The following is a 23,524-nucleotide window of genomic DNA, read 5'->3' on the forward strand; positions in this document are numbered from 1 at the left end:
CGCCGACGCGATCCTCGACAAGGTCAAGCGATTTTGCGAACGAACCTTTGAGACAGGACACTAGCCCATCTGTGCATATTCTCCGGCATCGAGGCAAAGTCGTACGCTTCGCGGTGATTGCGATTCACGGTCACGCTGATTGTGCGTGACTGGTACGGTCCAGCCATTTGGAATCCTCTCTGGCGCCCCAGGCCACCGGCCTGGGCTGCCGTTGCGGCGAGCCCCACGCCGAGAAATTCGCGCCTACTGATCATGCTGCCTCCAGACCGTAGGATGCGCCGATACTATTTCACGGTCTTGAACAAATCGGACGCGAGGCAGGAGACTGCGGATCTGGGAGCCGCTAACGCGGGGCTCGCCTGCGAGAGCACGACCGCGCAGACCAGGCGCCATGCGTAATCGTCGACAAAGGATTGACATCGCGCTCCTGCTCGTCCGTACGCTTGCGGCGCGGTATAACATCTACGCGAGGAGCCGGCCATGCGTCACCTCGGAACGCGCACGATCGCCAGCGCGGCGATGCTCATTGCGGTTGTCGTGGGACTCGACGACCGAGACACGGCAGCGGCGCCGTCCCCAGAGCTCCTGACACTCCAAGGGGATGTCGCCGGCGTGCACGATCCGGCGGTCATCAAGGCGCAAGACAGGTACTACGTCTTCAGCACGGGCGGCCGCGCGAGCCAAGGGGTGATCCCCATCCGGACGTCGGATGACCTGAGGTCCTGGAAGCTCGCTGGTCACGTGCTCGAATCGCTGCCGTCGTGGGCGACCGATGCGATCCCCCGCGCGAGGAACGCGTGGGCACCCGACATCGCGCTCTTCAACAGCAGGTATCATCTCTATTACTCCATCTCGTCGTTCGGCAGTCGCGACTCGGCGATTGGCTTGCTCACGACGCCCACCCTCGACGCGACCAACCCCAGCCACGGATGGAAAGACGAGGGCATGGTCTTGCGCTCATACGAGGCAAGGGACGACTGGAACGCGATTGACCCGAACTTGATCATCGAAGACGAGAGGAGCGCGTGGCTCGCGTGGGGAAGCTTCTGGGACGGGATAAAGATGAGACGGGTCGATCCCGCGACCGGAAAGCTCTCGACCAGCGACACGACGATGCACTCGTTGAGTAGCCGGCCACGCCAGCAGCCAACCAATGGGGCCGTGGAGGCGCCGTTCATCGTGCACCGGGGTGATTACTGGTATCTCTTCGTCTCGTTCGATCGGTGCTGCCGCGGTCCCAAAAGCACGTACCGCGTGGTGGTTGGGCGTTCGCGTCTCGTGACTGGGCCCTACGTCGACAAGACCGGCCGCAGCATGACCGAAGGTGGCGGCTCACTGGTCATCGAGGCGACAACCGACACGTGGCGTGGACCTGGACATCAGGCGGTCTTGCAGGATGACGGGCAGGACTATCTCTTCTTCCACGCGTATTACGGCGCCGGCCGCGGGCGCGGATCGGCGTTGCAGATCTCGACGATGGTGTGGGAGGATGGCTGGCCTCGCGTCGGTGCGCTACGGTGAGGTGCGTGTGGTGAGGAGTCGACGATATGCGGAAAGATCGGACTGGATCGCGCACGCACGTGATTGCGGCCGCCGGCTGCATCCTCACTGCTGCCTTGACTCTTGTCGCGGCCGGACAACGCGAAGCGGCCACGGATGGATGGCTCCAGTGGGGCGGCCCGCAGCGAAACTTTGTCGTACAGTCGCCGTCGCTCGCCAGTAGTTGGCCCGCCGAAGGTCCGCAGCGCGTGTGGAGCCGGCCGCTCGGAGACGGCCATTCGGCCATTCTCGTAGACGAGGGGCGGCTGTACACGATGTATCGTCCGGCGCCTTCGCAGCCCGGCCAGGAGTGGGCAGACGAGGAAATCGTCGTCGCCTTGGAGGAGGCGACGGGTAAGACAATCTGGGAGCACCGCTACCCTTCGCGTCCGTTGGACTTCAAGTTCGGCGCAGGACCGTACGCGACCCCCCTCATCATCGGCCGGCGCCTCTTCACAGTAGGCACCAACAATCAGCTCTACGCCTTTGACAAGGTGACCGGGAAGGTGGAATGGTCGCACGATCTGGTCGAGGACTTTGGTGCGCAGGAGCGCCTCATCAGGCCAGCGATCAAGGCCGGCATCTCGTCGAGTCCCCTCGCTTACGACGACACCATCCTTGTCATGGCGGGAGGCAAGGGGCAGGCGGTCATGGCGTTCGACCAAGCCACGGGAGAGGTCGTCTGGAAGAGCGGCGACTTCAACATCTCGCAGGCATCGCCCATCCTGATCGATGTGGATGGAGAGACGCAGCTCGTCGCCTTCGGCGGGATGGATGTCAACGGTCTCGACCCCGCGACCGGGAGGCTGCTCTGGAGCCACCCGCACGACACCAGCGGCGACATGAACATCAGCACGCCGCTCTGGGGCCCCGGCGACCTGCTGTTCGTGACCTCTGCTTACAACGGTGGCTCCCGGATGCTCCAACTGGGAGGCAACGGGACGAGCACACGCGTCGACGAACGGTGGTTCACCAACCGCCTGCGCGTCCACATCGGCACGGTGATCAGGCTCGACGACTTCATCGTTGGGTCGAGCGGGGACTTCGGCCCGACGCCGCTGACCGCGATCGACGTCAAGACCGGCGAGGTGCTCTGGCAGGATCGCAGCTTCAGCCGTGCGAATCTCCTGAACGCCGGCGGCAGGCTCGTCATCCTCGACGAGGACGGGGTCTTGGGGCTGGCCGAAGCGACGCGAGCGGGTCTCGCAGTGCTCGCGCGGGCGGAGGTGCTGACCAACCGGGCGTGGACGGCGCCGTCGCTCGTCGGTGCATCTCTCTATGCACGCGACCGACAGCAAATCCTGAAGCTCGACCTCCCAACATCGTGATCCGTCCTCGTCCGGCTACCCAGAGCCAGTCGATCGCCGGAAGAGCGTCCAACAGAACGACTGCATCGCGCCTCCTTTTTCTCACGCTGTTCCTCCCGCCGGTTGTGAGACCCGGAGGCGCGCGGTGATCTCCGATGGAATATCGATGGCTTCGATTGCCTCGCCGGGACGCATTCGCACACAGATGACCGTCATCGATCCCTCTGCGATCTTCGTATCGCCTCGAGTGACCTCACACACATACTTGATCGTCTTGCGGGTGACCGCTGCCACACGAATCCAGACCTCGAACTCTTCTTCGAATCGGAGCGGCCGCTGGAAGTCACAGGTCGCCGAGACGCGCGCCCAGCCAATCTCGGAGCCGCGTGGCGCAACACTGAGACCCGCCGTGCGCCAGAGCGCGTGCTCCGCTTCTTCCATGTAACGAAAGTACCAACTGAAGTGCACGATACCGGCAAGATCCGTCTCGTAGAATTGGACACGCCGCCGATGCCGATGCTCACTGAGCACGAGCGCTCCTTGCTTCATCATCGTCTGCGGTCGGCATGGTCGGCGGCGAGGGCCGCGTGCCGGCGTTCGCCAAACGCCAACTCACCTGGTAGACCAGCCGTGCGATCTTCTCCATCTTGCCGTAGTTGATCTTCTCGGGGGCGTCGTACTGGGTGTGATAGTCGGGATGCAACCCAGTGTGGAACCAGATTGCCGGGACACCCTTCTGCAAGAACGGCCACTGGTCGCTGCGACGGAGCAGGTTCGAGGGATTGTTGTCGTAGCGTTTCTTGAGCTCTAGGCCAATGTCCTGATTGACACGCTCCACTTCAGCAGCAAGGTCGGGCACCCGCGTGCTGCCCACCAGGTTCACGGCGTTCTCATTGGACTGGGCGGTCTGCACTTCGAGTCCACGAAAGCGCCCCCCGCCGCCCACCGGCACCTCTTCGTTCCGACCGACCATATCCATGTTCAACACTGCGATGGTTTGTGCCAGCGGGATGAGTGGCTGCTCGGTGTAGGCCCACGCACCAAGGAGCCCGCGTTCCTCCGAATTCCAGGCGGCAAAGAGAATCGACCGGCGCGGCCGCTGACCCCGCTTGGCCGCTTCGACGTACGCTTCGGCGATCTCCAGAAGCGCCACGATGCCAGACCCATTGTCGTCAGCACCATTGAGCACCTCTCCGCCCTCGTCTGCCCCATTGTGATCATAGTGCGCACACACGATGATCGCTTCCTCTTTCAAGGTGGGATCTTCGCCCTCGAGCAAGGCAACGACGTTTTGGTCCGGCACGAGATGGTGATCGATAGATGAGGATAGCTTCACCTCCACACCGGGCAGCGGTACTGGCTCTATGCCGTTCGGCGTTTCGGCACTCTTCGCGAGATCGCCAAGTGTGCGGCCGGTGCCACTGACCAGCGTCGCCGCCAGCGTGGGCGAGATCTGCGCCGCCGGGATGCGTACGCGCTCGCTCCAACGTGCCAGCGTGTAGCGTTCGATGATCGGCGGCGCCGACGGCCAATAGCTGCGCCACTCCGACTCGAAGTTCTCCTCCTCCGGGTGATTGTGAACGTCGGCGACGAAGAGAATACCGGTGGCGCCCTTCGCCTGTGCAGCCAACGCCTTCTCGATCGCCACTGCCTTCTGCGTCGTCACCACACCGTCGAACGGGCTCTTGGGGTCGCGCTCCCTCGGCTCGTGGTCGAGCACCAGCACAATCCGGCCGCGAACCGCATCACCATAATCGTCGTACTGATGGGCCGGCGACGTGATGCCGAATCCCGCGAACACGACCTCTCCCTGCGCCCGGGCATTCGCGCTGAAGCGCTGTGGGTAGTAGTCCTGCCCGGGACGCATGTGGATCTCGGCGGACGATGATCGCCGCAGGTCGAGCGCATTCCCCTCACCCAGCGTGGCTTTCATGAGGTTGTAGCGCTGGTAGTACGACCCGTTCGGGCCAGCCGGCTTCAAGCCGAGCCGCGCGAAGCGCGATTCGATGAACGATGCCGCAAGCGCATTCTCGGGCGTGTCCGTGAGCCGGCCGCGGAAGCCGTCGCTTGCCAGAAAGAATAGGTCTGCGCGCAGATCTTGCTGACGGATCGTCTCTTGGCCCGGCGCCTCCATGCGCTCCTGGGCGATTGGTGTGGCGGTCACGAACAGGCTGAGCGTCATTGCAACACGAAGTCTCATCGATCTCCTCATCAAGACTCCCCAAGCACCTTCCTCGCAGCCAGGCGGCCCGCGCCGCCTGCCACGCCGTTACCTGGATGGCAGGCGGCGCCACACAGGAAAAGCCCCTCGATTGGCGTGCGATACTCCGCCCAGCCCGGCACGGGACGCATGAAGAGAATCTGGTCCAGGGCCAGCTCGCCGTGACTCAGGCTCCCTTCGGTCACGGCATACGTCTCCTCGATGTCGCGCGGCGTGAGCACCTGTCGGTGCACGATGAGATCCTGGAGATCCGGCATGAGCTCCGTGAGCCGGCCGACGACGCTGTTGCCCAACGCGTCGCGGCTTGCCTCGTCCCACAGGCTGCCGCGAACGTCGTAGGGCGTGTACTGCACGTGCACCGACATGACCCGGAGCGCACGGTCCACCTTCGCGCTTCGCGCTTCGGCGGACAAGTCCACGTTCGCGCTAGGTACACCGGTGGCGACCGCAGGGAACGTCACTTCGAGGTACGGGTCGGCGGAGACTTGGCCGTATTTGGCCGCGTCGTATGCACGCTCGACGGTCTCGATACTCGGTGCGATGCTCACGATGTCCGGTAGCGGCGCAGCATTGCCGTTGGCGTTGAAATCGCGCAAGCGCGGAAGGGCCGACAGCACGAGGTTGATCTTGGTCGTGACGCCACGGTATCGAATATTACGGACGGCCTGGACGAATGTCGGATCCAGATGCCAGGGATCCATCAACTGCAAGAATGTGCGGCGCGCATCAGCACTCGAGATCACGAGGGCCGAGTCAATCTCCTGGCCATCGGCTAGCACAACGCCTTGGCAGCGCCCTTGCTCGACCCGAATTCCGGTCACCTCGGCAGCACGGAGCATCTCTCCACCGTGATGGGTGACCGCTGTCGCCAGGGCGGCCACCAGGATTCCAGCGCCTCCTTGGACGCGCGGCCGCGAATGGAACATACCCGCTCGCCCGCCAACATGCCGATGCAGCAGCAGAAACGCAGTGCCCGGTGAGCGCGGTCCCTGGCGCACGCCTTTGACAGCCGCCGCCGCCAGCGTACCTTGCAGCGCCTGGTCTTCGAACCAGTCCTCCACCAGCTCTGCGACCGCCATCGGCACGGTGCGTAGCAGCTCCACCATGCCCCGCTTTCCCAGGCCACGCAAACGACGGCCCACCCCGAGTAACCGGAAAGCATCCGCTGCCGAGCGCACGTCGACCCGAGGCGCCGGCGACGAGTAAAGGGCTTCGAGGAATCCCGCCAGCGGCGCCATTTGCTGGGCGAACAGTGGCCATCGCTGGGCGTCGGCCGGCGAATACCTGCGCAAGGCTGCGGCCGTGCCGGCAACATCGTCCGAGAAAGTGAGCCACCCTCCATCGCGGCGTGCCGCGGCGACGCGCGTGCTCGGCGCCACGTCATCGAAGCCGTGACGCGGGAGGTCGAGCTCACGCACCATCTGTCGAGGAATCCATCCCACATCGTCCACACAGGGGCTCACGCGACATCCAGGTGCGATCTCTTCGGCTGCGGCGACGCCGCCAAGGACCTCCCGTCGCTCGACCACGAGGATGCGCCTGCCGGCACGCGCTAGATACGCGGCGGCGGTTAGCCCATTGATGCCAGCGCCGATCACGATCGCGTCATAAATCTTGTTCATGCGGGTGATGTCGTGCAAAGCCTCTGCGCGTGCTCGCCCGACCTAAAGGTCGGGCGCTCTCCTTCAGAATCTGGCGCGCGGCAAGACGCCCCGGCGCGCCCATGATGCCGCCGCCAGGGTGTGTCGCCGAGCCACACTGGTAGAGCCCGTGGATTGGCGTGGTGTACCGCGCCCAGCCGGGGACGGGGCGCAAGAAGAAGAGCTGATGCAGTGCCAATTCTCCTTGAAAGATGTTCCCCTCCGACAGGCCGATGGTCTGCTCGATGTCCGCTGGTGTGATGATCTGCATGTGGCGAATCACCGCCCGGATATTCGGCGCGTGCTCGGCCAGTGTCTCGATCACCGTCTCACCGAGGCGGTCGCGCTGCTGGTCGGACCAGCCCCCTTCCAGAGCGTACGGCGCGTACTGCACGAAGATCGACATGACGTGCTTCCCTGGTGGCGCCATGCTGGGATCGATCATCGAGGGAATCACGATGTCCATGTATGGCCGCCGCGAGAACTGGCCATACTTCGCGTCGTCGTATGCGCGCTCGAGATAGTCGATGCTCGGGCTGATGGAGATCCCCCCTCTGAGGTGTGGGCCAACACCCGGTAGGCTGGTGAAGCTCGGGAGCGCCTCCAGCGCGAGATTCACCTTGGCCGAGGAGCCGCGAAACTTGTACCGTTGGACCGCCGTGACGAGCTCTCCTGGGAGCTCGCCGGGGTCGAGCAGCTCGAGAAACGTCCGGCGGGGATCCAAGCTGGACACGACAATCTTCGCGCGAAGCTCGGCGCCATCGCCGAGGACGACGCCCTGTACTCGGCCGCCCTTGCTCATCACGTGGTCCACGGGCGCGTCGGTGCGAATCTCTGCGCCGTAACTCCGCGCGGCGGAGGCAATCGCCTCGCTCACGCCCCCTGTACCGCCCTTGGCAAATCCCCACGCACGAAACACGCCATCGATCTCCCCCATGTAATGGTGCAGCAGCACGTACGCGGTGCCCGGCGAGCGCGGGCCGAGGAATGTCCCGATGATGCCGCTCGCTGACTTGGTCGCCTTGAACGCCTCGCACTCGAACCACTCATCCAGAAAATCCGACGCGCTCATTGTCATGAGCTTGCAGAGCGCGTAGAGATCCGCTTCCGAAAGGGAGCGGACGTGGCGTCCCAACGACAACAGGCCGCGGAGCTCCCGCGGTCGGAGCGATGTGGGATCGGGTGGCAGGAGATTCAACAGCGGCTTGACGGCCATCCCCATGCGTCCCATGAGCTGTCCGAAGTCGACGTACGCTTCGGCGTCTCGTGGCGAGTGGCGATACAGCTCGCGCCTCGTCTGGTCGGGATCCGCCCATGTTGCGAGATAGTCTCCCGTTGGCAGCGGCGTGAAGGTACTCTCGAGAGGCAGGATGTGCAGGCCATGTCGGGGCAAATCGAGCTCGCGAATAATCTCCGGGCGGAGCAGGCTGACAACGTACGAGAAGACCGAAAAACGAAAGCCCGGCACGATCTCTTCAGTCACCGCGGCGCCGCCGACCAGGGGGCGACGCTCGAGGACCAACACACGCAGCCCGGCACGCGCGAGATAGGCGGCATTGACCAGCCCATTGTGCCCACCGCCAATGACGATTGCGTCGTAGTGGTTGGTCATCTCACGCCCGCTTCCGTTCCGGCTCGAAGAACGGTAAACGCCGCACGCGCGCACTGGCACGCTTCCGCCGATGCTCGACGGTTACCTCTATCTCGACCATCGTGCCGGGCTCCGCAAAGGCCTGCTCGACGTGCGCAAGCGCGAGCGAACGCTTGAGCAACGGCGACCAACATCCGCTGGTCCCGTAGCCGATCTGGCGACCCTGAGCATAGAGTGGCACGCTCGTGCGCCATGGCAGCGCCGGTAGCTGTGGCGGCAACCCAACGTCCGTATAAAGTTGCTCGAGCCCATCCCACTCGACTTCGATCCCTACAAAGGCCCAGGCCGAGCCGTGGGCCCGTTCGGCGAGCAACGCGGACCGACCGATGAACCGCGGCTTCTTCAAGTTGACCGCCCAGCCGAGATTCAACTCGAATGGGGAAGACTTCTGCGCCTCGATCAGTGCATCCCGCGCCGAGATGTAATCGACACCAAGCAGCAGCAGGCCTGCCTCGATGCGGGCGATATCCATCGCGACGAGTCCCGCCGGCACCAAACCGTACGGCGTACCGACCTCGACCAACACATCCCAGATCCGCTCGCCGTCGTCACGGTGGACCCACAGCTCGTACCCGAGGTCGCCTGTGTAGCCGGTGCGAGAAACGGTCACCGGCACATCGGCAAGTCGAGCGGATGCGGCACGGAAATACCTGAGCTGCTGAAGCTCCTCGCCGGCGAGCTGCGCGAGGATGGCTCGCGACGCGGGACCTTGCAAGGCCAACGCGGCAATCTCATCCGACTCATCGTCAATGCTCACGTCGAGGCCGGGGGCGTTCTGCTGGAGCCAGCGCAGATTTGGCTCCGCCGAGGTGAGCCGAAATCGGTGATCCTCGAGGCGCGAGACCGTACCATCCTCGATGACCTTGCCGTCTGCCTCGCACCAGGGCGTGTAGAGCACCTGACCCAGCGCGCACCGGGAGACGTCGCGCGTGACGATGCGGTCCAGGAAGCGAGCGGCGTCTGGCCCCGCGATACGGTACTTGTGCAACGGAGAGACGTCGATGAGCGCGGCGGCGCTTCGAATGGCGGCGTACTCGCGATCGTGCGTGAGCTCGTACGAGCCAGCCACGACGAAGCCCGCCCAGCGGCGCCAGCTAGCACCTTGCATGAGGGCGGACGTGCGGGCGTGGAACGGTGTGCGCTCGAGCATGCGTGCAACGTGTATCGTATGCGGCCTACCTCCGGGCCGCACTTCTCACGTTCCCTCTCTAATCCCGCGCGCCTTGACGCGACCAAGTATGGTCATCTAGAATGACCATATGGGTAAGCTTCGATCGGCACAGTACTACAACGTCGCCAGGGCCAAGGCACACTTCTCGGAGCTCGTGCGCGAAGCGCTGCTCGGTGAAGAGGTGATCATCGCGAAAGACAACAAGCCGCTGTTGAAGTTGGTGCCGCTCGAGCCACGCGGGCCGCGCACACCCGGTTCTGCCAAGGGCCAGGTCCACATGGCTCCGGATTTCGACGAGACGCCGGCCGACTTCCACGACTACGTCTGATGCGGCTCTTGCTGGATACGCATACGTTCCTGTGGTGGGTCGACGATGACAAGCGGCTCTCTCGCGCAGCGCGTGCGGCAATCAGAGATCGAGAGAACGAGTGCCTCGTCAGCCTCGCGAGCTGTTGGGAGCTTACGATCAAGGTCAGTCTGGGGAAGTTGAGTCTCGAATCGAGCGTCGAACAGTTCGTGCCGACCCACACCGCCATCAACGGCTTCAGGCTCCTGCCCATCGAGTTTTCACACACGGGGCGCGTCGCTCGTCTGCCCTTCCATCATCGCGACCCCTTCGACCGCATGCTGGCCGCCCAGGCGCTCGTCGAACGTCTCGCTATCGTCTCTGCAGACCCCATCTTTCGGCGCTACGGCGTGAAGCGAGTCTGGTAGGAAGCGGAGTCTTCTACTCCCACCGGAGCGCGACGGAGGGATCGATATTGGCTGCGCGCACGGCTGGCACCAGTGTGGCCAGAAGTGCCGCGAGCATCGATACCGCGCCCACTGCCACGAAGGTCACGGGATCTAGCGGCGTCACACCGAAGACGAAATACGTGAGGACTTGGCTGAGGCCGGCGGCGGCGATCAGCCCGATGGCCACACCGATGATTGCGAGCTTGAAGCCCTCACGGAGGAACTGGCCCAGCACACGGAGTGGACCAGCGCCAAGCGCCATGCGTAGTCCCATTTCCTGTGTCCGCTGACTCGCGCTGTGAGCCACCAAGCCGTAGATCCCAATGAGCGCCAGCGTGAGGGCCACGCCAGCGAACACCGCCAGCAAGACCATGAGAAATCGTTGCTCATCCACATCCTTGGCGATCACCTCCTCCATACTTTGAAACTGAATGAATGGAAGCGTTGGCTCGATCGTGCCGACGACCTGCTGTATCGCTGGCGCGACAGCACCGCTGGGGCCGTTCGTGCGCACGACCCAGCTCACCGGCAAGAAGTGATGTACGGTTTCGAAGACGGTGTCCGGTACTTGCGTGGCCGGTACATAGATGGTTGGCGCCGCCGCCGTACCGAGCGCGCTCCGGGAGCTGGTCCAGCCGCTGTGAGACCGACTCTTCACGTCCCGCACGATACCGACGATCTCGCGTGGCGGATCACCAAGATTTCGCTCCAGTTGTAGAGAGCGCCCGACGGCAGCGCCGCCGAAGTACGTGCTGGCAAACGCCTCGTTGACGAGGGCGACTGGCACACCATCGGCGCGATCACGCGCATCGAAGCCACGGCCTGCCCGGATTGGAATCTGAAACAGCTCGAGGTACTCCGATGTGACATAGCGCCAATCCACCGCGCGTCCGTCGCGAATCAGCGCATCCGGTGGGGGCTCCAGGGGAAGGTTGAGCCCCTGCTCCACGGGCACGTTGCTGGCGACCGCCGCGGAAAGAACTCCTGGCACCTCACGAAGCCGCGCCAGCGTACGCTCGAAGAACACGGCGGGCTGCTCGCGTGATTGCGCCGTCGAACCTTGCAAGGACATCTTGCCGACGACGATGTTTGACGGATCGAAACCGAGCTCGGCGCTGCGCAGATTGACGAAGGTGCGGATGAGCAGTCCGGCACCAACGAGCAAGACGACGGCGAGGGCCACTTCGGTCACGGCGAACGCGCGGCGCAGCCACATCATGCGCGGGCCGGCAGTCTGCCGGCCGCCCGCGCCGAGGACGGACCGAACATCGAGCCTGGCAGCACCCACAGCAGGCACGAGGCCGAAGAGAATCCCTGCACCCACTGCAAGGACCAGCGTCACCAGAAGCACGCGCCAGTCGAGGTCGACCGGGCCGATTAGCCACCCTTCCGGCAGGAGTGCGAGCAAGCTCCGCACACCCCAGCGAGCCACCACGAGGCCAAGCACCGCGCCGGCCATGCCGAGCAGAATGGACTCCGTGAGGACCTGTTGCATCAGGCGTGCACTCCAAGCCCCCACCGCAGCCCTCGTGGCCATCTCCCGTCGTCTGCCGATGCCGCGGACCAGCTGGAGGCTTGCGACGTTCGCGCAGGCGATCAGCAGCAGGCATCCGACCGCGGCAAGAAGGATGAGCAGCGCATCGCGGTTGGCCAAGCCGAGCCACTGTTGGTACGGGATCCACATAATGGAGCGGCTGCGCTGTTCGCTGATGCTCCGAAGGTCCTCCTGCATTGCCAGGCGGCGCAGATCGAGCTCACTTGCCGCCTGCGCTGGCGCCATGCCCGGTCGAAGGCGGCCAAACACCGCGAAGTTCCACGCGTTACTCTGCGGTGAGACTTGTAGAGGCGTCCAGAGATCCGCAGGAGGAAACGACTGAAACTCGGGTGGCGTGACGCCGACGACGGTGTGTGGAATCCCACCGAGCAGGAGTTGTTGGCCGATGGCTTTAGAACTGCCATCGAAGAACCGGCGCCAAAGCGAGTGGCTCAAGATAACCGCGTGCGGGCCGTCCGGCTGGTCTTCGGCGGCCGTGAAGCCCCGTCCCATGATCGGGCGGACGCCCAGCACGTCGAAGTAGCCCGAGGAGACAGGTAGGCCCTCGACGTACTCGGCTCGGTCTCCGGCGACGAGATTCCATCCAGTGCCGCCGCCTATCGCCGCGATCGTTTCGAAGGAACGGAGCCGCTCCCGCACATCGTGGAAGACTTCGCCCGTTTGGGCGCCGCCGCCTGCAGATGTCAGCACGAGCATGCGGTCGGGCTCCGGGTATGGCGGAGGCTTGAGCAGCGCCGCATTCACGACGCTGAAGATGGCGGCAGTGGCGCCGATGCCCAGCGCCAGTGTCACGAGCGCAGCCGCCGTAAACGCCGGCGTATGGCCGAGCGCCCGCACCGCGTAGCGCACGTCGTGCGAAATGGTCTCCACGCTGCCACGAAACCTCGTCATGATTCCCTCCCTACTACAATGGCGATCGATCCTAGCGTAACCAGACGGGCACGGCGACCGGCTTCTTCACAAGCGCTCGGCTGCGCACAGGTGATAGAATCACTCTATTGTGAGCGCTGCTAGAGCATACGAAGAAATCGTCGACTTTCTCGCGGCCGGAACCACGCCAGGCACGCTGGTGGCCTTTCGCCCATCAGAGGGCACACGGGCACGGGTGTCGTATTTGATCGATCGGGAGAAGACTGATAGCTTGTCTTCGGAAGAGCGGTCGGAACTAGATCACTACCTTCAACTAGAACACCTCATGAGGTTGGCCAAGGCCCGCGCGCGACACTTGATGACCTCATGACGCGATACGTCAGCGAAGCCCTACGAGGCTTCGTCGCCGCGCGTGCTGGGTACAGGTGCGAGTACTGCTTGATTCGGGAGGAAGATACCTTCTTCGGCTGCGAGGTCGATCACATCGTCGCTGTAAAGCATGGCGGCCTCGCCCAACAGGAGAACTTGGCGAACGCCTGCTTGGTATGTAATCGGAACAAGGGTAGCGACCTCGGCTCAGTCAGCGCGCCAAGCGGACAATTTACGAGATTCTTCAATCCTCGAATCGACCGCTGGCGGGATTACTTCCAGCTGGATCGCCTCGTGATCAAGGCGCTGACTGATATCGGCGACGTGACGGTACGGATTTTCAGGTTCAATGACGACGAGCGACTGCTCGAACGGCAAGCCTTGGTGGCTGCCGGCACTTATCCAGGCCCGCCAGTGACGTAATCCGCCCTGCCCCCGTCGCAAAGCCCCACCCCAGGAACGAGATCGGCTATGATGCCCAACTGCCATAACCGAACGTGAGACGTGTGTGCGCCGTCGTCCCAAGCGATGTGGCGTGGAGAGTCCTGTTCGCAGGAGGGTCATGAGATTGGCCGCGAAGCATCACGGCTACGGCAGTCCATCTTCGCGCGTCGCGCCATGGCGGGCTGGCCGGCAAGATGGTTCCGCTAGAGCGGTCGCCCACGCGGTGGCGACGAGCACTGTGTGCGTACTAGCGGCGACGCTCACATACGTCTCGGTTGCCTCGGCGCAAACCGCTCCGGGCGCCAGGCTGTCAGCTCTGGTGCCGCAGATCGAGCGCAACTTGCGCGAGAACGTCCTGAAGTTCTGGTTTCCGCGAAGCGTCGACCGGGAGCACGGAGGGTACATCGTTCACTACGGGCCCAAGGGTGAGCCGCTGCCCGGCGGCACGAAGATGATCGTCACGCAGGCGCGGCAGCTGTGGCTCGCCTCCCGCCTATTGCGAACGAAGGCGTTCGACGGGGACGCCGGCTTGCGCGAAGCGGCAGACGTGGGCTTCGAGTTCCTCCGCAATCGGATGTGGGACACGGAGCACGGCGGCTTCTATTGGGAAGTCGATCCGACCGGGCGTGAGGTGCTTCGGCCGCACAAGCATCTCTACGGCCAGGCGTTTGGCCTCTACGCGCTGTCGGAGTACGTCCGCGCCACCAAGAGCAGCGAGGCGCAAGCGCTGGCCGATCAGCTGTTCGCGCTGCTCGAGAAGCACGCGTATGACCAGCAATACGGCGGCTATCGCGAGTTCTTCGCGCGTGACTGGTCTGCCCCACCGCCAGGTATCGAACCCTACCTCTCGAGCCCGCCGGAGGCGAAGCTGATGAACACGCACCTCCACCTCCTGGAGGCCTTCACGACCTACGTCCTCGCCGGGGCCGGTCCGCTCGCCAGGACGCGACTCGAAGAGCTCGTGGCCATCGAGACCCAGGCGGTCGTCCGCAAGCGCTGGGTCGCGTGCACCGACAAGTACCAGCGTGACTGGACGCCGATTCTGGATGAGGCGGGCGCCCGCGTGTCGTATGGACACGATATCGAGAACATCTGGCTGGTCGTCGACGCGCTCCACGCGCTAGGGCGTCCGACCGCGCCATATCACGACCTGTTCCGTGAGCTGTTCGAGTATTCGCGCCAGCACGGCTATGACGAGGAGGCAGGCGGCTTCTACGACAGCGGCCCACCGCACGAGCCGGCCGACCGGCGCGCAAAGATCTGGTGGGTCCAAGCCGAAGCCCTGGTGAGCGCGCTACAGATGTACCAGCTGACGGGCGACGCGAGCTACGTGGAGGTCTTCGAGAAGACCTGGCAGTGGGTCGATACCCGCCAGACGGACTGGGATTCTGGCGAGTGGCACGGAACAATCCAGCCCGACGGAGAGCCGCGTCGCGACAACAAGGCACACCCCTGGAAGGGTGGCTACCACAACGGACGCGCTTTGGTGGAAGCCCTGGAGCGGATCGCAGCACTCTCGGCTGGGGACTGAGGCTTCAACGTGGGTAGCACGTCAGGTAGCGAGGGGGGGCGTTAGGACCGCGCGGCCTGAAGGCCGCGCGCGCTATACGTCCGAGAAGTGCAGCGCGGTGCCGGAATCGGGCCAGATCATGCCGCAAAGAGCCGTATTGTACCTTCCCTTTTCTCCTCTTGTGCGGTACATACGAAGCTAGCAGAACACACAAGCACATGCATGCGCCGCGATCTTGCCGAGGCCCGGGCGGCCCGAGCCGGTCGCGCGTGTGGACGCATAGCCATCAACGGGCAGCGGCGTCCAGACCGCACCCTTCCTGACCGGAGTCGTCTGCAATGGGACGCTTTCGACGAATTTTTGCTGCCGGTGCCGCGACCTGGCTCGTTGCGGCGACCGCCTGGGCGCAGAGTGCGCAGATTCAAGGACGACTGGTCGACGCGCAAGGCGGCGCCATACCCGGCGCGCAGGTCTCAGCGATAGACGAGGATAAAGGGCTCGTCACGCGCGAGACGACATCGGACGCCAGCGGGTTCTTCCAGCTCGTGGCCCTCTTGCGCGGCCGTTACACGGTGCGCGCCGAGCTCAGCGGGTTCAAGACCGTCGAGCGCGGTGAGCTCGTGCTGGATCCCAACCAGGTGCTCGAGCTGGGCGACCTCACACTGGAAGTAGGCGCCGTCACCGAGACCGTCGAGGTGCAGGTTCAGATGCCGGTCGTCGAAACCGGGACGAGCCAGAAATCCTACACGATCTCGGATACGCAGGTCCGCGAGCTGAGCTTGAACGGCCGCGACTTCACCTCCTTGCTCAAGACCCTCCCGGGCGTGGCCACCAACGAGACCGGGTTCCTCCTTCGCTTCAACGCCACGACCGGCTTCAACGTCAATGGGCTCCGCGACAGCATGAACAACGTCATGCTCGACGGAACGCCCAACACCGACACCGGCGCAAACGATGGGCAGTACACACAGCTCAGCCTGGACGCCGTCGGTGAGTTCAAGCTCCAAAGCTCCAGCTACAACGCCGAGTTCGGCCGCAATCCAGGCGCGCTCATCACGGCGACCACCAGGAGCGGAGGACAGCAATTCAGAGGCACGCTGTACGGATTCCGCCGCGATGGGAAGTGGGACGCCGTGCCGCACGACTCACTGACCGGTGAGCGGGTGCCGCTCGACTACAACCAGGCGGGCGGGAACTTCGGAGGCTGGGTGCCGATTCCCGGCATCTCGAGCGCGAGCAACAAGAAGCTGTTCTTCTTCTTCAACCACGAGTCGACCCGTGCGGACCGACCCGCCGAATCGATTCTCGAAGTCCTGCACCCGGACCTCCTCAACGGCGACTTCGGGCGGCTCTTGCGCTTCAACGACGATGGCACGCCGGTGACCTTCGAAGGGACGAACCTCAATGTCGGCACGGTGTTCAAGCCGGGCACCATCGTTCGGGACTCTGCAAACGCGATCATTGGGGGCGAGCCGTATCCGAACAACATCATTCCGACGTCGGAGTGGAACGGCAATGCGCAGGGCTTCCTCAACGTTCTGAACCAAATATATGGGCAAGTGGATATATCAAGCGCTGAGGCGGTTCCTGGCACGCCCCAGCTTCTCAGGGTCCCCTTCGACGTGGTGAACGAGTTCAGCAAGGATCAGGAGGTGCTGCGCGTCGACTATCAGGCATCCGCGAGCACGAGCATGTTCTTCCGCATGGTGCTCGACTCGCAGCGGGAGGGACAACCCCGCGGTATCTTCTCGACCCAGACCTTCCCTGTGATCCCCATGTTCCGGGAGAAGCCAGGACAGAGCTACTCGTTCAACCTGTACAACGTCGTCTCACCGAGCGTCACCAACGAGCTGATCATCGGCGTGACGAATCTGGATCAGGTGGTGGATAAATTCGAGGACTTGCCGACGGATCGTTACGATCGCGATCTCTTGGGCTTCACCATGGGCGATCTCTACCCCGTCGGGGCGCACGGTGGACCGGTGAACCCGTACAACAAGTTCCCGAACTTCAACTGCGGCGAGAGCTGCGCATTCAGCCCGTTTCCGTTGACCTGGCGGTCCGAAGCGCCCGAGATCGCCATCACGGACAACGTGACGTGGCAGCGGGGCGAGCACACCTACAAGACCGGCATCTTCTTCAACATGGCGTTCAAAGCGCAGCAGCCGTCGTGGACCATGGGCAACTTGGATTTCAATCCCAACGAGCAGAACATCAACGAGACCAACTATGGCCTCGCGAATCTGCTGCTGGGCAACTACACGACCTATCAACAGTCCGACGGCATCTACTACGGTGATTTCCGGTACATCGGGGCCGAAGGCTACGTGCAGGATACATGGCGCGTGAACCCACGGCTGACGCTGGACTACGGGCTACGCCTCTCGTATCTTGGTCCGACATACTCCACCGGACAATTTCTGCAGAACTATTTCGTGCCAGAGGCCTACGATGCGTCTCAGGCCGTGGATATCTTCACTGGAGCCGGCGTGCTGCGCGGCAGTGTCATCCCCGGCACGGGCAATCCGTTCAACGGTATGGTCGAGGAAGGCTCATCGGGTCTCCCGAAAGGAGGCATCGAGAACACCGTCGATTTTGCACCACGCGCGGGCCTCTCCTGGGATGTGAAGGGCGACGGACAGACGGCGGTCAGGGCCGGCGTCGGCATCTTCTACGAGCGCTTCCGCCAGAACACCCTGAACTTCGACGGCTTGGGCAGCCCGCCGCTCAGTTACACGCCTCGCCTCTTCGGCGGGAACGTCGACGACATCGCCCCGGAGCTCGTGAGCGCCGGCGTGCGCTTCCCGGTGGGCACGGTAGGCGTCGCCCGCGAGGGACATCCGCCCCGCGTGTACTCGTGGTATGCGGGCGTGCAACACCAGTTGCCGTGGAACTTCGCAATCGATGCGTCGTACATCGGCAACCGAGGCACGAACCTCGCCTATCAGCGAAACATCAATCAGCTCCCGCTCGGTTCCACGATCGCGAATCCGCCCCCTGGTGGAGTCAACGACGCAGTACGTCCTTTCTTGGGCTATACAAACGTGACCAGTGTCGAATTCGGCGCGGAGAGCGACTACCACGGGTTGCAGGCACGCCTGACCCGCCGCTTTGGCGACCGCTTCACCGCAAACGTGGGCTACACGCTGTCTCGCGCACAAAGCCACGTCGACGCCGACGGCACGACGATCGATTACTTCTTGGATCTCGAGCGCCAGTGGGGACTGGCGGGATTCGACCGGTTGCAAATGCTGACCCTCGACTATGTATATGAGCTGCCGGACATCGGGACGCTGTGGGTCGACAACGCCATCGGCCGGGTGCTCCTCAACGGCTGGCAGATCTCCGGCGTCAGCCGGTTCTGGAGCGGCACGCCGCTCACGATTACGTCGAACGGCAACCCCGGAACGACCGGCGGAGGCGTGCGCGCGGAGCACCTCGGCGGTGATCTCTATCCTGCCGAGAAAACGCGCGATACCTGGTTCAATCCCCTCGCGTTCGGCCGGCCAGCCGATGGTACGCTCGGCACCACGCCCAAAGGCTTCCTGCGAGGGCCCGGTATCAATCAGTGGGACATCTCGCTCTTCAAGAACACGCGCGTGAACGACCGCGTCACCATTCAGTTTCGGCTCGAGACGTTCAACGCGTTCAATCAAGTCCAGTTCGACGGCATCGAGACGGGGATCGACGTCCCCAACGCTGGTCAAGCCGTGACGGGTGCGACCCGCGAAGACACGGGCCGGGTCACGACGTTTCGCGCGCCACGCCAAATTCAGGCGGGGCTGAAGATTTACTTCTGAGGCGGGCTGAAGCGGTGGGGGCAGGGCGTGACAGGGTGACAGGGTGATGGGGTGACTAGGTGACGGGGCGGTTCGGTAATCGGGGGTGGAAGGCGAACGACGCGGGCTCTTCCCTCGAAGCAAAGCCGCGTACGCTCGAGCCGCCCCATCACCTTGTCACCCCCTCACCCCCTCACCCTGTCACCTCATCACTCCCTCACCTGCTCACCCTGCTGCTAATCGCCGCTGTTGGCGGCGCTGCCCTGGCCCAGACCCCACCCGGCTCCCCCGCTGGCGGCGCGAGCACGGCCGGTGTGTTTGCACCGGTCAAGGACAAGGAATCACGACCGATCACAGCGGGTGGGTTCGTCGAAGATGCGCCCGTCGTCTTCGAAGACCGTACGCGCGGCTCCGGCTTGGAGCAGTTTCGCCATGTCTCCGGCTCTCCCCAAAAACAGTTCATCTTGGAAGCTCCGTCCGGGGGTGTCGCGCTCGTCGACATCGACAACGACGGCTGGCTGGACGTCTATCTCCTGAACGGCAGCACCGTCGAAGCTCTCGACGGCAGCACCGCCGCGCCGCACGCAATGCTGCTTCGTAACAACGGCGATCTCACCTTTACCGACATCACGACCCGCGCTGGCGTGGCGAACGAGCGGTGGGGATTTGGCGTGGCCGCGGGCGATTTCAACAACGACGGCTGGCTCGACCTCTACGTGACGAACTTCGGCGAGAACCGCCTCTATCGCAACAACCGAGACGGAACCTTCACCGATGTGGCGGCAGCGATGGGCGTCGCGGGCGGAGGCTGGTCGACCGGCGCCAGCTTTGGCGACTACGATCGTGACGGCCGGCTCGATCTCTTCGTCGCCGGCTACGTCGATGTGGACGCGAGCCGCCCGCCGACGCCAACCGAGCTTTCGGATGGCCGCACCTCTTGCTCGTATCGCGGCGAGTCCGTCATGTGCGGCCCGCGCGGGCTCGAGGGCGCGCCCGATCGCCTGTACCGCAATACGGGCTCACGCTTCGTCGATGTGACCGACCAAGCTGGCGTCGCCGATGCCGAGCGCTACTATGGATTTGCCGTGGCGTGGGCCGACGTAGACCAAGACGAGGCGCTCGACTTGCTGGTGGTTAACGATTCCACGCCCAACTACCTGTACCGGAACCGTGGAAACGGCACGTTCGAGGAGGTGGGATTTCCCTCCGGCTTCGCGCTCAACGAGGAGGGACGCGAGCAGGCTGGAATGGGACTCGCCATCGGCGACTACGACAACGACGGCGACCTCGACACCTACATCACGAATTTCTCAGACGATTCGAACACGCTTCGGCGCAACGATGGGCGCGGCTCGTTTGTCGATGTCACGGCGCAGAGCGGCCTTCGCCTGCCGACGATGCCGTTTCTCGGCTGGGGCACCGGCTTTCTCGATGTGGACAACGACGGCTGGCTGGACCTGTTCGTGGCGAACGGGCACCTCTATCCACAGGTTGATCGGTTCGACTGGGGCATGACCTGGGCGCAGCGCCCCCTTCTCTTCCGCAACCGCGGCGGAGAGCGCTTCGAGGAGGTGCCCGCTGCCCCCAGTGGCGGGCTCGCCACGCTGGTATCGGCCCGGGGCGCGGCGTTTGGCGATCTCGATCGCGACGGGCGGGTCGATGTCGTCCTGAACAACCATGATGGAGCGCCGACGCTGCTGCACAATGTCTCGACCGCCGGCCATTGGTTGTCGCTCCGGCTGGTGGGCGCTCCCGGCGGCCGGCGCGACGCCATTGGGGCGTCGGTAACCGTCAGGGCGGGCGACATGAGCTGGCGCCGCGATGTCATGAGCGGTGGAAGCTATTGCTCGCAATCGGACCTCGCCGTGCACGTGGGACTGGGCCGCATGACGCGCATCGCGTCGATCACCGTCCGATGGCCAAGCGGAGAAGAGGAAGCGTTCTCCGTGCCGGGGATCGATCGACATGTGACGTTGGTCCAGGGCAGCGGCTCAGCGCAAGCGCCATGACACGATGTTGGAGAGTGCTGTGGCTTTGCGTGGTCTGGGCCGTGCTGCCGGCCCCGGCCTCCGCGCAGGCCCTGGACGACCGAGCGCTGGCCAGCTTCCGCCGTGGCGTGGCAGCGCAAGAGCGCGGGGCATGGGAGGCAGCCCGGCAGGCATACCAGCAGGCCATCGAGGCGGCGCCCGAGCTGGCGGCGGCTCACGCCAATCTTGGGGTGGTGCTCGCCCGACTCGACCAGTACGCTGCGGCCGTCGCCTCCTACGAGCGTGCGCTGGCCATTGCGCCAGACCTCCAGGCCGCTCGCATCAATCTGGGCTTGGCGCACTTCCGGGCCGGCGAGATCGAACGTGCGGTCGACACGTTCGAGCAGGCCTTGGCGCGCGACAGCACCTCCCTGCACGTTCGACAGCTCCTCGGTCTCGCGTTGGTCGATGCGGGACGCGAGGCGGAGGCCATCCCACATCTCGAAGTGGCGCGAGCGGCGGCAGAAGAGGATCCAGCCATCCTGTTCGCCCTCGGACGCGCCTACGCCGCACGAGGGGATCCAAGGGTCGACGAAGTCGCGACCCAGCTCTCGACGAGCCCTGGCGGCCGGCCGCTGTGGCAACATCTGCGGGGACTGTTGCTTCAGCGCCAGGGCCGACACCGCGAAGCCATCACTGCGCTCGAGGCGGCGCGCACCGCGCAGCCCGAGCTGCCGGGCGCCTCGCTCGCGGTGGGGATCAGCCAGCTCGCGGTGGGTGACGAGGCTCTGGCGCGCGAGGCGTTCGAAAGAGCCCAGCGAGACGCGCCACGCGACGGCGCTCCTCTCTTCTATCTCGCATGGATCGAGGAGCGGGCCGGTCGTCTCGTCCAAGCGCGACAGCGCCTCGAAGAGGCATTGCTACTGGATGCCGGCCTCGTCGAGGCCCGGGCGCTACTCGGCAAGGTGCTGCTCCGCCAGCAGGCTCCCTCCGAGGCAGTTCGCCACCTGGACAAGGCTGCGGGCGCGAAGCCGGAAGACGCGTCGATCCGGTACCTGCTCGCGCAGGCTCATCAGCGTGCTGGCGACGGCGAGGCGGCCGCCCGTCACTTCGACGAAGCGCGTCGCCTGAAGGCTCGTGAGGTCGCGCGCGAGCGGGCGGTGACGCGATAATCATGAGGCCTACCATGATCCTCGTCCGGGTGATAGCGATTGTCTTGCTCTGCGGCGTCCTAGCATGGGCCCGTAGTAGCGAGGGGCCTTCCGCCTTCGCGCTTCGCGCTTCCGCCTTCGCGCCTCGCGCTTCGGCGGACAAGTCGGCGGACGAGTTGGGCCCCTCGTCCCTGGGCCCCTCGCCCTCGCAAGGGGCCACCGCCCAACGGAACGTCAAGACGATGTACGCGGAGCTGTGCTCCAGCTGCCACGGACCGACCCTCGCCGGGGGCCAGGCGCCCAGCCTGCTAGACGACACGTGGAACTTCGGCGGAGACGATGAGAGCATCGCGCAGAGCATTCGGGATGGGCGGCCGTCGACTGCGATGCCGCCATTCAAGGCGGCATTGAGCGAGCAGGAGATCCGCGCGCTGGTCATCTATATCCGCGAAGAGCGGGAACGGGCAGAACGTGATCCGACGACGGCGGGTGCCCGGCGCGGCGCGCCTGCGCCGCTTCCGAAAGGGACACTCCAGAGCGAGAGGCACGCGTTCAAGATCGAGCTCGTAGCCGATGGCCTCGACAACCCCTGGGGCATCGCATGGCTCCCCGACGGACGGATGCTGGTGACCGAGCGGCCGGGGCGGCTGCGAATCATCGAGCGGGATCGGCTCTTGGTCGAGCCCATCGCCGGGGTGCCGCCGGTCTGGGAGGAGCAGGACGGCGGCCTGATGGATGTGGAAGCTCACCCGCAGTTTGCGGCCAACGGCTGGATCTATTTGTCGTTCAGTGAGGAAGGCCGCACGCCAGGCACCTCTGCCACGAGAATCATTCGCGCGCGCTTACGCGAGAATCGGCTCGTCGACCAGAAGACCCTGTTCCAGCCGTCGCCCGAGCTCTATTGGGAAGACAACACGCACTTCGGCTCCCGTTTCCTCTTCGACCAACGTGGTCACCTCTTCTATTCGATTGGTGACCGCGGGCACGACGGCGACGCGCAGGAGCTCTCGAGCCCTTACGGTAAGCTACATCGCGTCGATGACGAGGGTCGGCCGGCAGACGGCAATCCTTTCGCCGATCGCCCTGGGGCGCTCGCAAGCATCTGGAGCTACGGGCATCGCAACCAGCAAGGCTTGGCGTTTCACCCGATCACCGGCGACCTTTGGGCGGCGGAGCACGGGCCGCGCGGTGGCGACGAGCTGAACCGCGTCGAGCGGGGACGGAACTACGGATGGCCCACGATCACGTATGGGATGAACTACGACGGCACACCCATCACGGATCGTACGACCCAGGACGGCATGGAGCAGCCAGTGGTCCAGTGGACACCATCGATTGCGGTGTGCGCCATCGCCTTTTACACTGGCGATCGCTTTCCCCGCTGGAGGCATGACATGTTTGCCACGGCACTCGCGCATCAGGAGCTACGTCGCATCAGGATCGAGGGAGGAACCGTGGTGCACCAGGAGGTTCTGTTCAAGGGGCTCGGCCGCGTGCGCGATGTCGCGACCGGTCCCGACGGGTATTTGTACGTCGCCCTCAACATGCCGGGGCGCATCGTCCGGCTGGTGCCGTCGCAATAGGAGTGGGCCGAGGGGCCTGACGTGCGCTACAA

17 protein-coding genes are annotated in these 23,524 nt (G+C 64.4%); 11 read left to right on the top strand and 6 right to left on the bottom strand.

Annotated elements, in window-relative coordinates; genetic code table 11:
• The first annotated feature begins 519 nt into the window (after positions 1-519).
• Together GEV06_17450 and GEV06_17455 are read left to right on the top strand one after the other, a co-directional pair.
• Positions 520-1,521: a family 43 glycosylhydrolase gene (locus GEV06_17450; GenBank protein MPZ19684.1), complete on the top strand. Its 1,002-nt coding sequence runs from the start codon at positions 520-522 to the stop codon at positions 1,519-1,521.
• Between the two features lie 26 nt (positions 1,522-1,547).
• Entirely contained in the window at positions 1,548-2,867 is a 1,320-nt protein-coding gene (locus GEV06_17455; GenBank protein ID MPZ19685.1) for a PQQ-binding-like beta-propeller repeat protein, read from the top strand.
• 81 nt (positions 2,868-2,948) lie between these two features.
• Here the strand turns inward: GEV06_17455 and GEV06_17460 are convergent, their stop codons facing one another.
• Genes GEV06_17460 through GEV06_17480 form a run of 5 tightly spaced genes read right to left on the bottom strand, consistent with a single transcriptional unit; the run spans position 2,949 to position 9,508 of the window.
• Complete coding sequence (locus tag GEV06_17460; GenBank protein ID MPZ19686.1) at positions 2,949-3,398, bottom strand: acyl-CoA thioesterase; 450 nt, start codon at positions 3,396-3,398, stop codon at positions 2,949-2,951.
• Positions 3,367-5,058, bottom strand: a complete 1,692-nt coding sequence (locus tag GEV06_17465; protein MPZ19687.1) for a M28 family peptidase — start codon at positions 5,056-5,058, stop codon at positions 3,367-3,369. Before GEV06_17465 ends, GEV06_17460 begins: the two co-directional genes overlap by 32 nt.
• Positions 5,058-6,689 (bottom strand): FAD-dependent oxidoreductase, encoded by a 1,632-nt coding sequence (locus GEV06_17470; GenBank protein ID MPZ19688.1) that lies wholly within the window; start codon positions 6,687-6,689, stop codon positions 5,058-5,060. Before GEV06_17470 ends, GEV06_17465 begins: the two co-directional genes overlap by 1 nt.
• A complete protein-coding gene (locus GEV06_17475) occupies positions 6,673-8,319 on the bottom strand; it encodes an NAD(P)-binding protein (protein ID MPZ19689.1) in 1,647 nt (548 codons plus the stop codon). The genes GEV06_17470 and GEV06_17475 overlap by 17 nt, the downstream gene beginning before the upstream one ends.
• Position 8,320: 1 nt before the next feature.
• Positions 8,321-9,508 carry an aminomethyl transferase family protein gene (locus GEV06_17480; protein ID MPZ19690.1) on the bottom strand — a complete coding sequence of 396 codons (1,188 nt, stop codon included), beginning with the start codon at positions 9,506-9,508 and terminating at the stop codon, positions 8,321-8,323.
• Positions 9,509-9,617: 109 nt separating this feature from the next.
• Between GEV06_17480 and GEV06_17485 the strand changes: the two genes are divergently transcribed.
• Both GEV06_17485 and GEV06_17490 read left to right on the top strand, forming a co-directional pair.
• Complete coding sequence (locus GEV06_17485; GenBank protein ID MPZ19691.1) at positions 9,618-9,857, top strand: type II toxin-antitoxin system prevent-host-death family antitoxin; 240 nt, start codon at positions 9,618-9,620, stop codon at positions 9,855-9,857.
• Positions 9,857-10,243: a PIN domain-containing protein gene (locus tag GEV06_17490; protein ID MPZ19692.1), complete on the top strand. Its 387-nt coding sequence runs from the start codon at positions 9,857-9,859 to the stop codon at positions 10,241-10,243. The genes GEV06_17485 and GEV06_17490 overlap by 1 nt, the downstream gene beginning before the upstream one ends.
• A 13-nt stretch (positions 10,244-10,256) precedes the next feature.
• Here the strand turns inward: GEV06_17490 and GEV06_17495 are convergent, their stop codons facing one another.
• Positions 10,257-12,710 (bottom strand): FtsX-like permease family protein, encoded by a 2,454-nt coding sequence (locus GEV06_17495; GenBank protein ID MPZ19693.1) that lies wholly within the window; start codon positions 12,708-12,710, stop codon positions 10,257-10,259.
• Between the two features lie 106 nt (positions 12,711-12,816).
• Between GEV06_17495 and GEV06_17500 the strand changes: the two genes are divergently transcribed.
• The 7 genes from GEV06_17500 (at position 12,817) to GEV06_17530 (ending at position 23,492) form a co-directional block, all read left to right on the top strand.
• Complete coding sequence (locus GEV06_17500) at positions 12,817-13,059, top strand: hypothetical protein (GenBank protein ID MPZ19694.1); 243 nt, start codon at positions 12,817-12,819, stop codon at positions 13,057-13,059.
• Positions 13,056-13,481: an HNH endonuclease gene (locus GEV06_17505; protein ID MPZ19695.1), complete on the top strand. Its 426-nt coding sequence runs from the start codon at positions 13,056-13,058 to the stop codon at positions 13,479-13,481. Before GEV06_17500 ends, GEV06_17505 begins: the two co-directional genes overlap by 4 nt.
• A gap of 139 nt (positions 13,482-13,620) precedes the next feature.
• Positions 13,621-15,033, top strand: coding sequence for an N-acylglucosamine 2-epimerase (locus tag GEV06_17510; protein MPZ19696.1), 1,413 nt, complete (start codon positions 13,621-13,623; stop codon positions 15,031-15,033).
• 317 nt (positions 15,034-15,350) lie between these two features.
• Positions 15,351-18,812 carry a TonB-dependent receptor plug domain-containing protein gene (locus GEV06_17515; GenBank protein ID MPZ19697.1) on the top strand — a complete coding sequence of 1,154 codons (3,462 nt, stop codon included), beginning with the start codon at positions 15,351-15,353 and terminating at the stop codon, positions 18,810-18,812.
• 200 nt (positions 18,813-19,012) lie between these two features.
• Positions 19,013-20,800, top strand: coding sequence for a CRTAC1 family protein (locus tag GEV06_17520; protein ID MPZ19698.1), 1,788 nt, complete (start codon positions 19,013-19,015; stop codon positions 20,798-20,800).
• Positions 20,707-21,930 (top strand): tetratricopeptide repeat protein, encoded by a 1,224-nt coding sequence (locus tag GEV06_17525; protein MPZ19699.1) that lies wholly within the window; start codon positions 20,707-20,709, stop codon positions 21,928-21,930. Before GEV06_17520 ends, GEV06_17525 begins: the two co-directional genes overlap by 94 nt.
• Positions 21,931-22,151: 221 nt before the next feature.
• The gene (locus GEV06_17530) at positions 22,152-23,492 is read left to right on the top strand and encodes a glucose sorbosone dehydrogenase (protein MPZ19700.1); all 1,341 of its coding nucleotides are present in this window, start codon (positions 22,152-22,154) and stop codon (positions 23,490-23,492) included.
• Positions 23,493-23,524: the final 32 nt, after the last annotated feature.

Origin of the sequence: Luteitalea sp. (genome assembly GCA_009377605.1) — a bacterium.
GTDB lineage: Bacteria > Acidobacteriota > Vicinamibacteria > Vicinamibacterales > Vicinamibacteraceae > WHTT01.

Excerpts from the sequence above, each read along its gene's own strand:
- GEV06_17450 (MPZ19684.1), top strand. The coding sequence starts at position 520 with ATGCTCATTGCGGTTGTCGTGGGACTCGACGACCGAGACACGGCAGCG.
- GEV06_17455 (MPZ19685.1), top strand. The coding sequence starts at position 1,548 with ATGCGGAAAGATCGGACTGGATCGCGCACGCACGTGATTGCGGCCGCC.
- GEV06_17460 (MPZ19686.1), bottom strand. The coding sequence starts at position 3,398 with ATGATGAAGCAAGGAGCGCTCGTGCTCAGTGAGCATCGGCATCGGCGG.
- GEV06_17465 (MPZ19687.1), bottom strand. The coding sequence starts at position 5,058 with ATGAGGAGATCGATGAGACTTCGTGTTGCAATGACGCTCAGCCTGTTC.
- GEV06_17470 (MPZ19688.1), bottom strand. The coding sequence starts at position 6,689 with ATGAACAAGATTTATGACGCGATCGTGATCGGCGCTGGCATCAATGGG.
- GEV06_17475 (MPZ19689.1), bottom strand. The coding sequence starts at position 8,319 with ATGACCAACCACTACGACGCAATCGTCATTGGCGGTGGGCACAATGGG.
- GEV06_17480 (MPZ19690.1), bottom strand. The coding sequence starts at position 9,508 with ATGCTCGAGCGCACACCGTTCCACGCCCGCACGTCCGCCCTCATGCAA.
- GEV06_17485 (MPZ19691.1), top strand. The coding sequence starts at position 9,618 with ATGGGTAAGCTTCGATCGGCACAGTACTACAACGTCGCCAGGGCCAAG.
- GEV06_17490 (MPZ19692.1), top strand. The coding sequence starts at position 9,857 with ATGCGGCTCTTGCTGGATACGCATACGTTCCTGTGGTGGGTCGACGAT.
- GEV06_17495 (MPZ19693.1), bottom strand. The coding sequence starts at position 12,710 with ATGACGAGGTTTCGTGGCAGCGTGGAGACCATTTCGCACGACGTGCGC.
- GEV06_17505 (MPZ19695.1), top strand. The coding sequence starts at position 13,056 with ATGACGCGATACGTCAGCGAAGCCCTACGAGGCTTCGTCGCCGCGCGT.
- GEV06_17510 (MPZ19696.1), top strand. The coding sequence starts at position 13,621 with ATGAGATTGGCCGCGAAGCATCACGGCTACGGCAGTCCATCTTCGCGC.
- GEV06_17515 (MPZ19697.1), top strand. The coding sequence starts at position 15,351 with ATGGGACGCTTTCGACGAATTTTTGCTGCCGGTGCCGCGACCTGGCTC.
- GEV06_17525 (MPZ19699.1), top strand. The coding sequence starts at position 20,707 with ATGGCCAAGCGGAGAAGAGGAAGCGTTCTCCGTGCCGGGGATCGATCG.
- GEV06_17530 (MPZ19700.1), top strand. The coding sequence starts at position 22,152 with ATGTACGCGGAGCTGTGCTCCAGCTGCCACGGACCGACCCTCGCCGGG.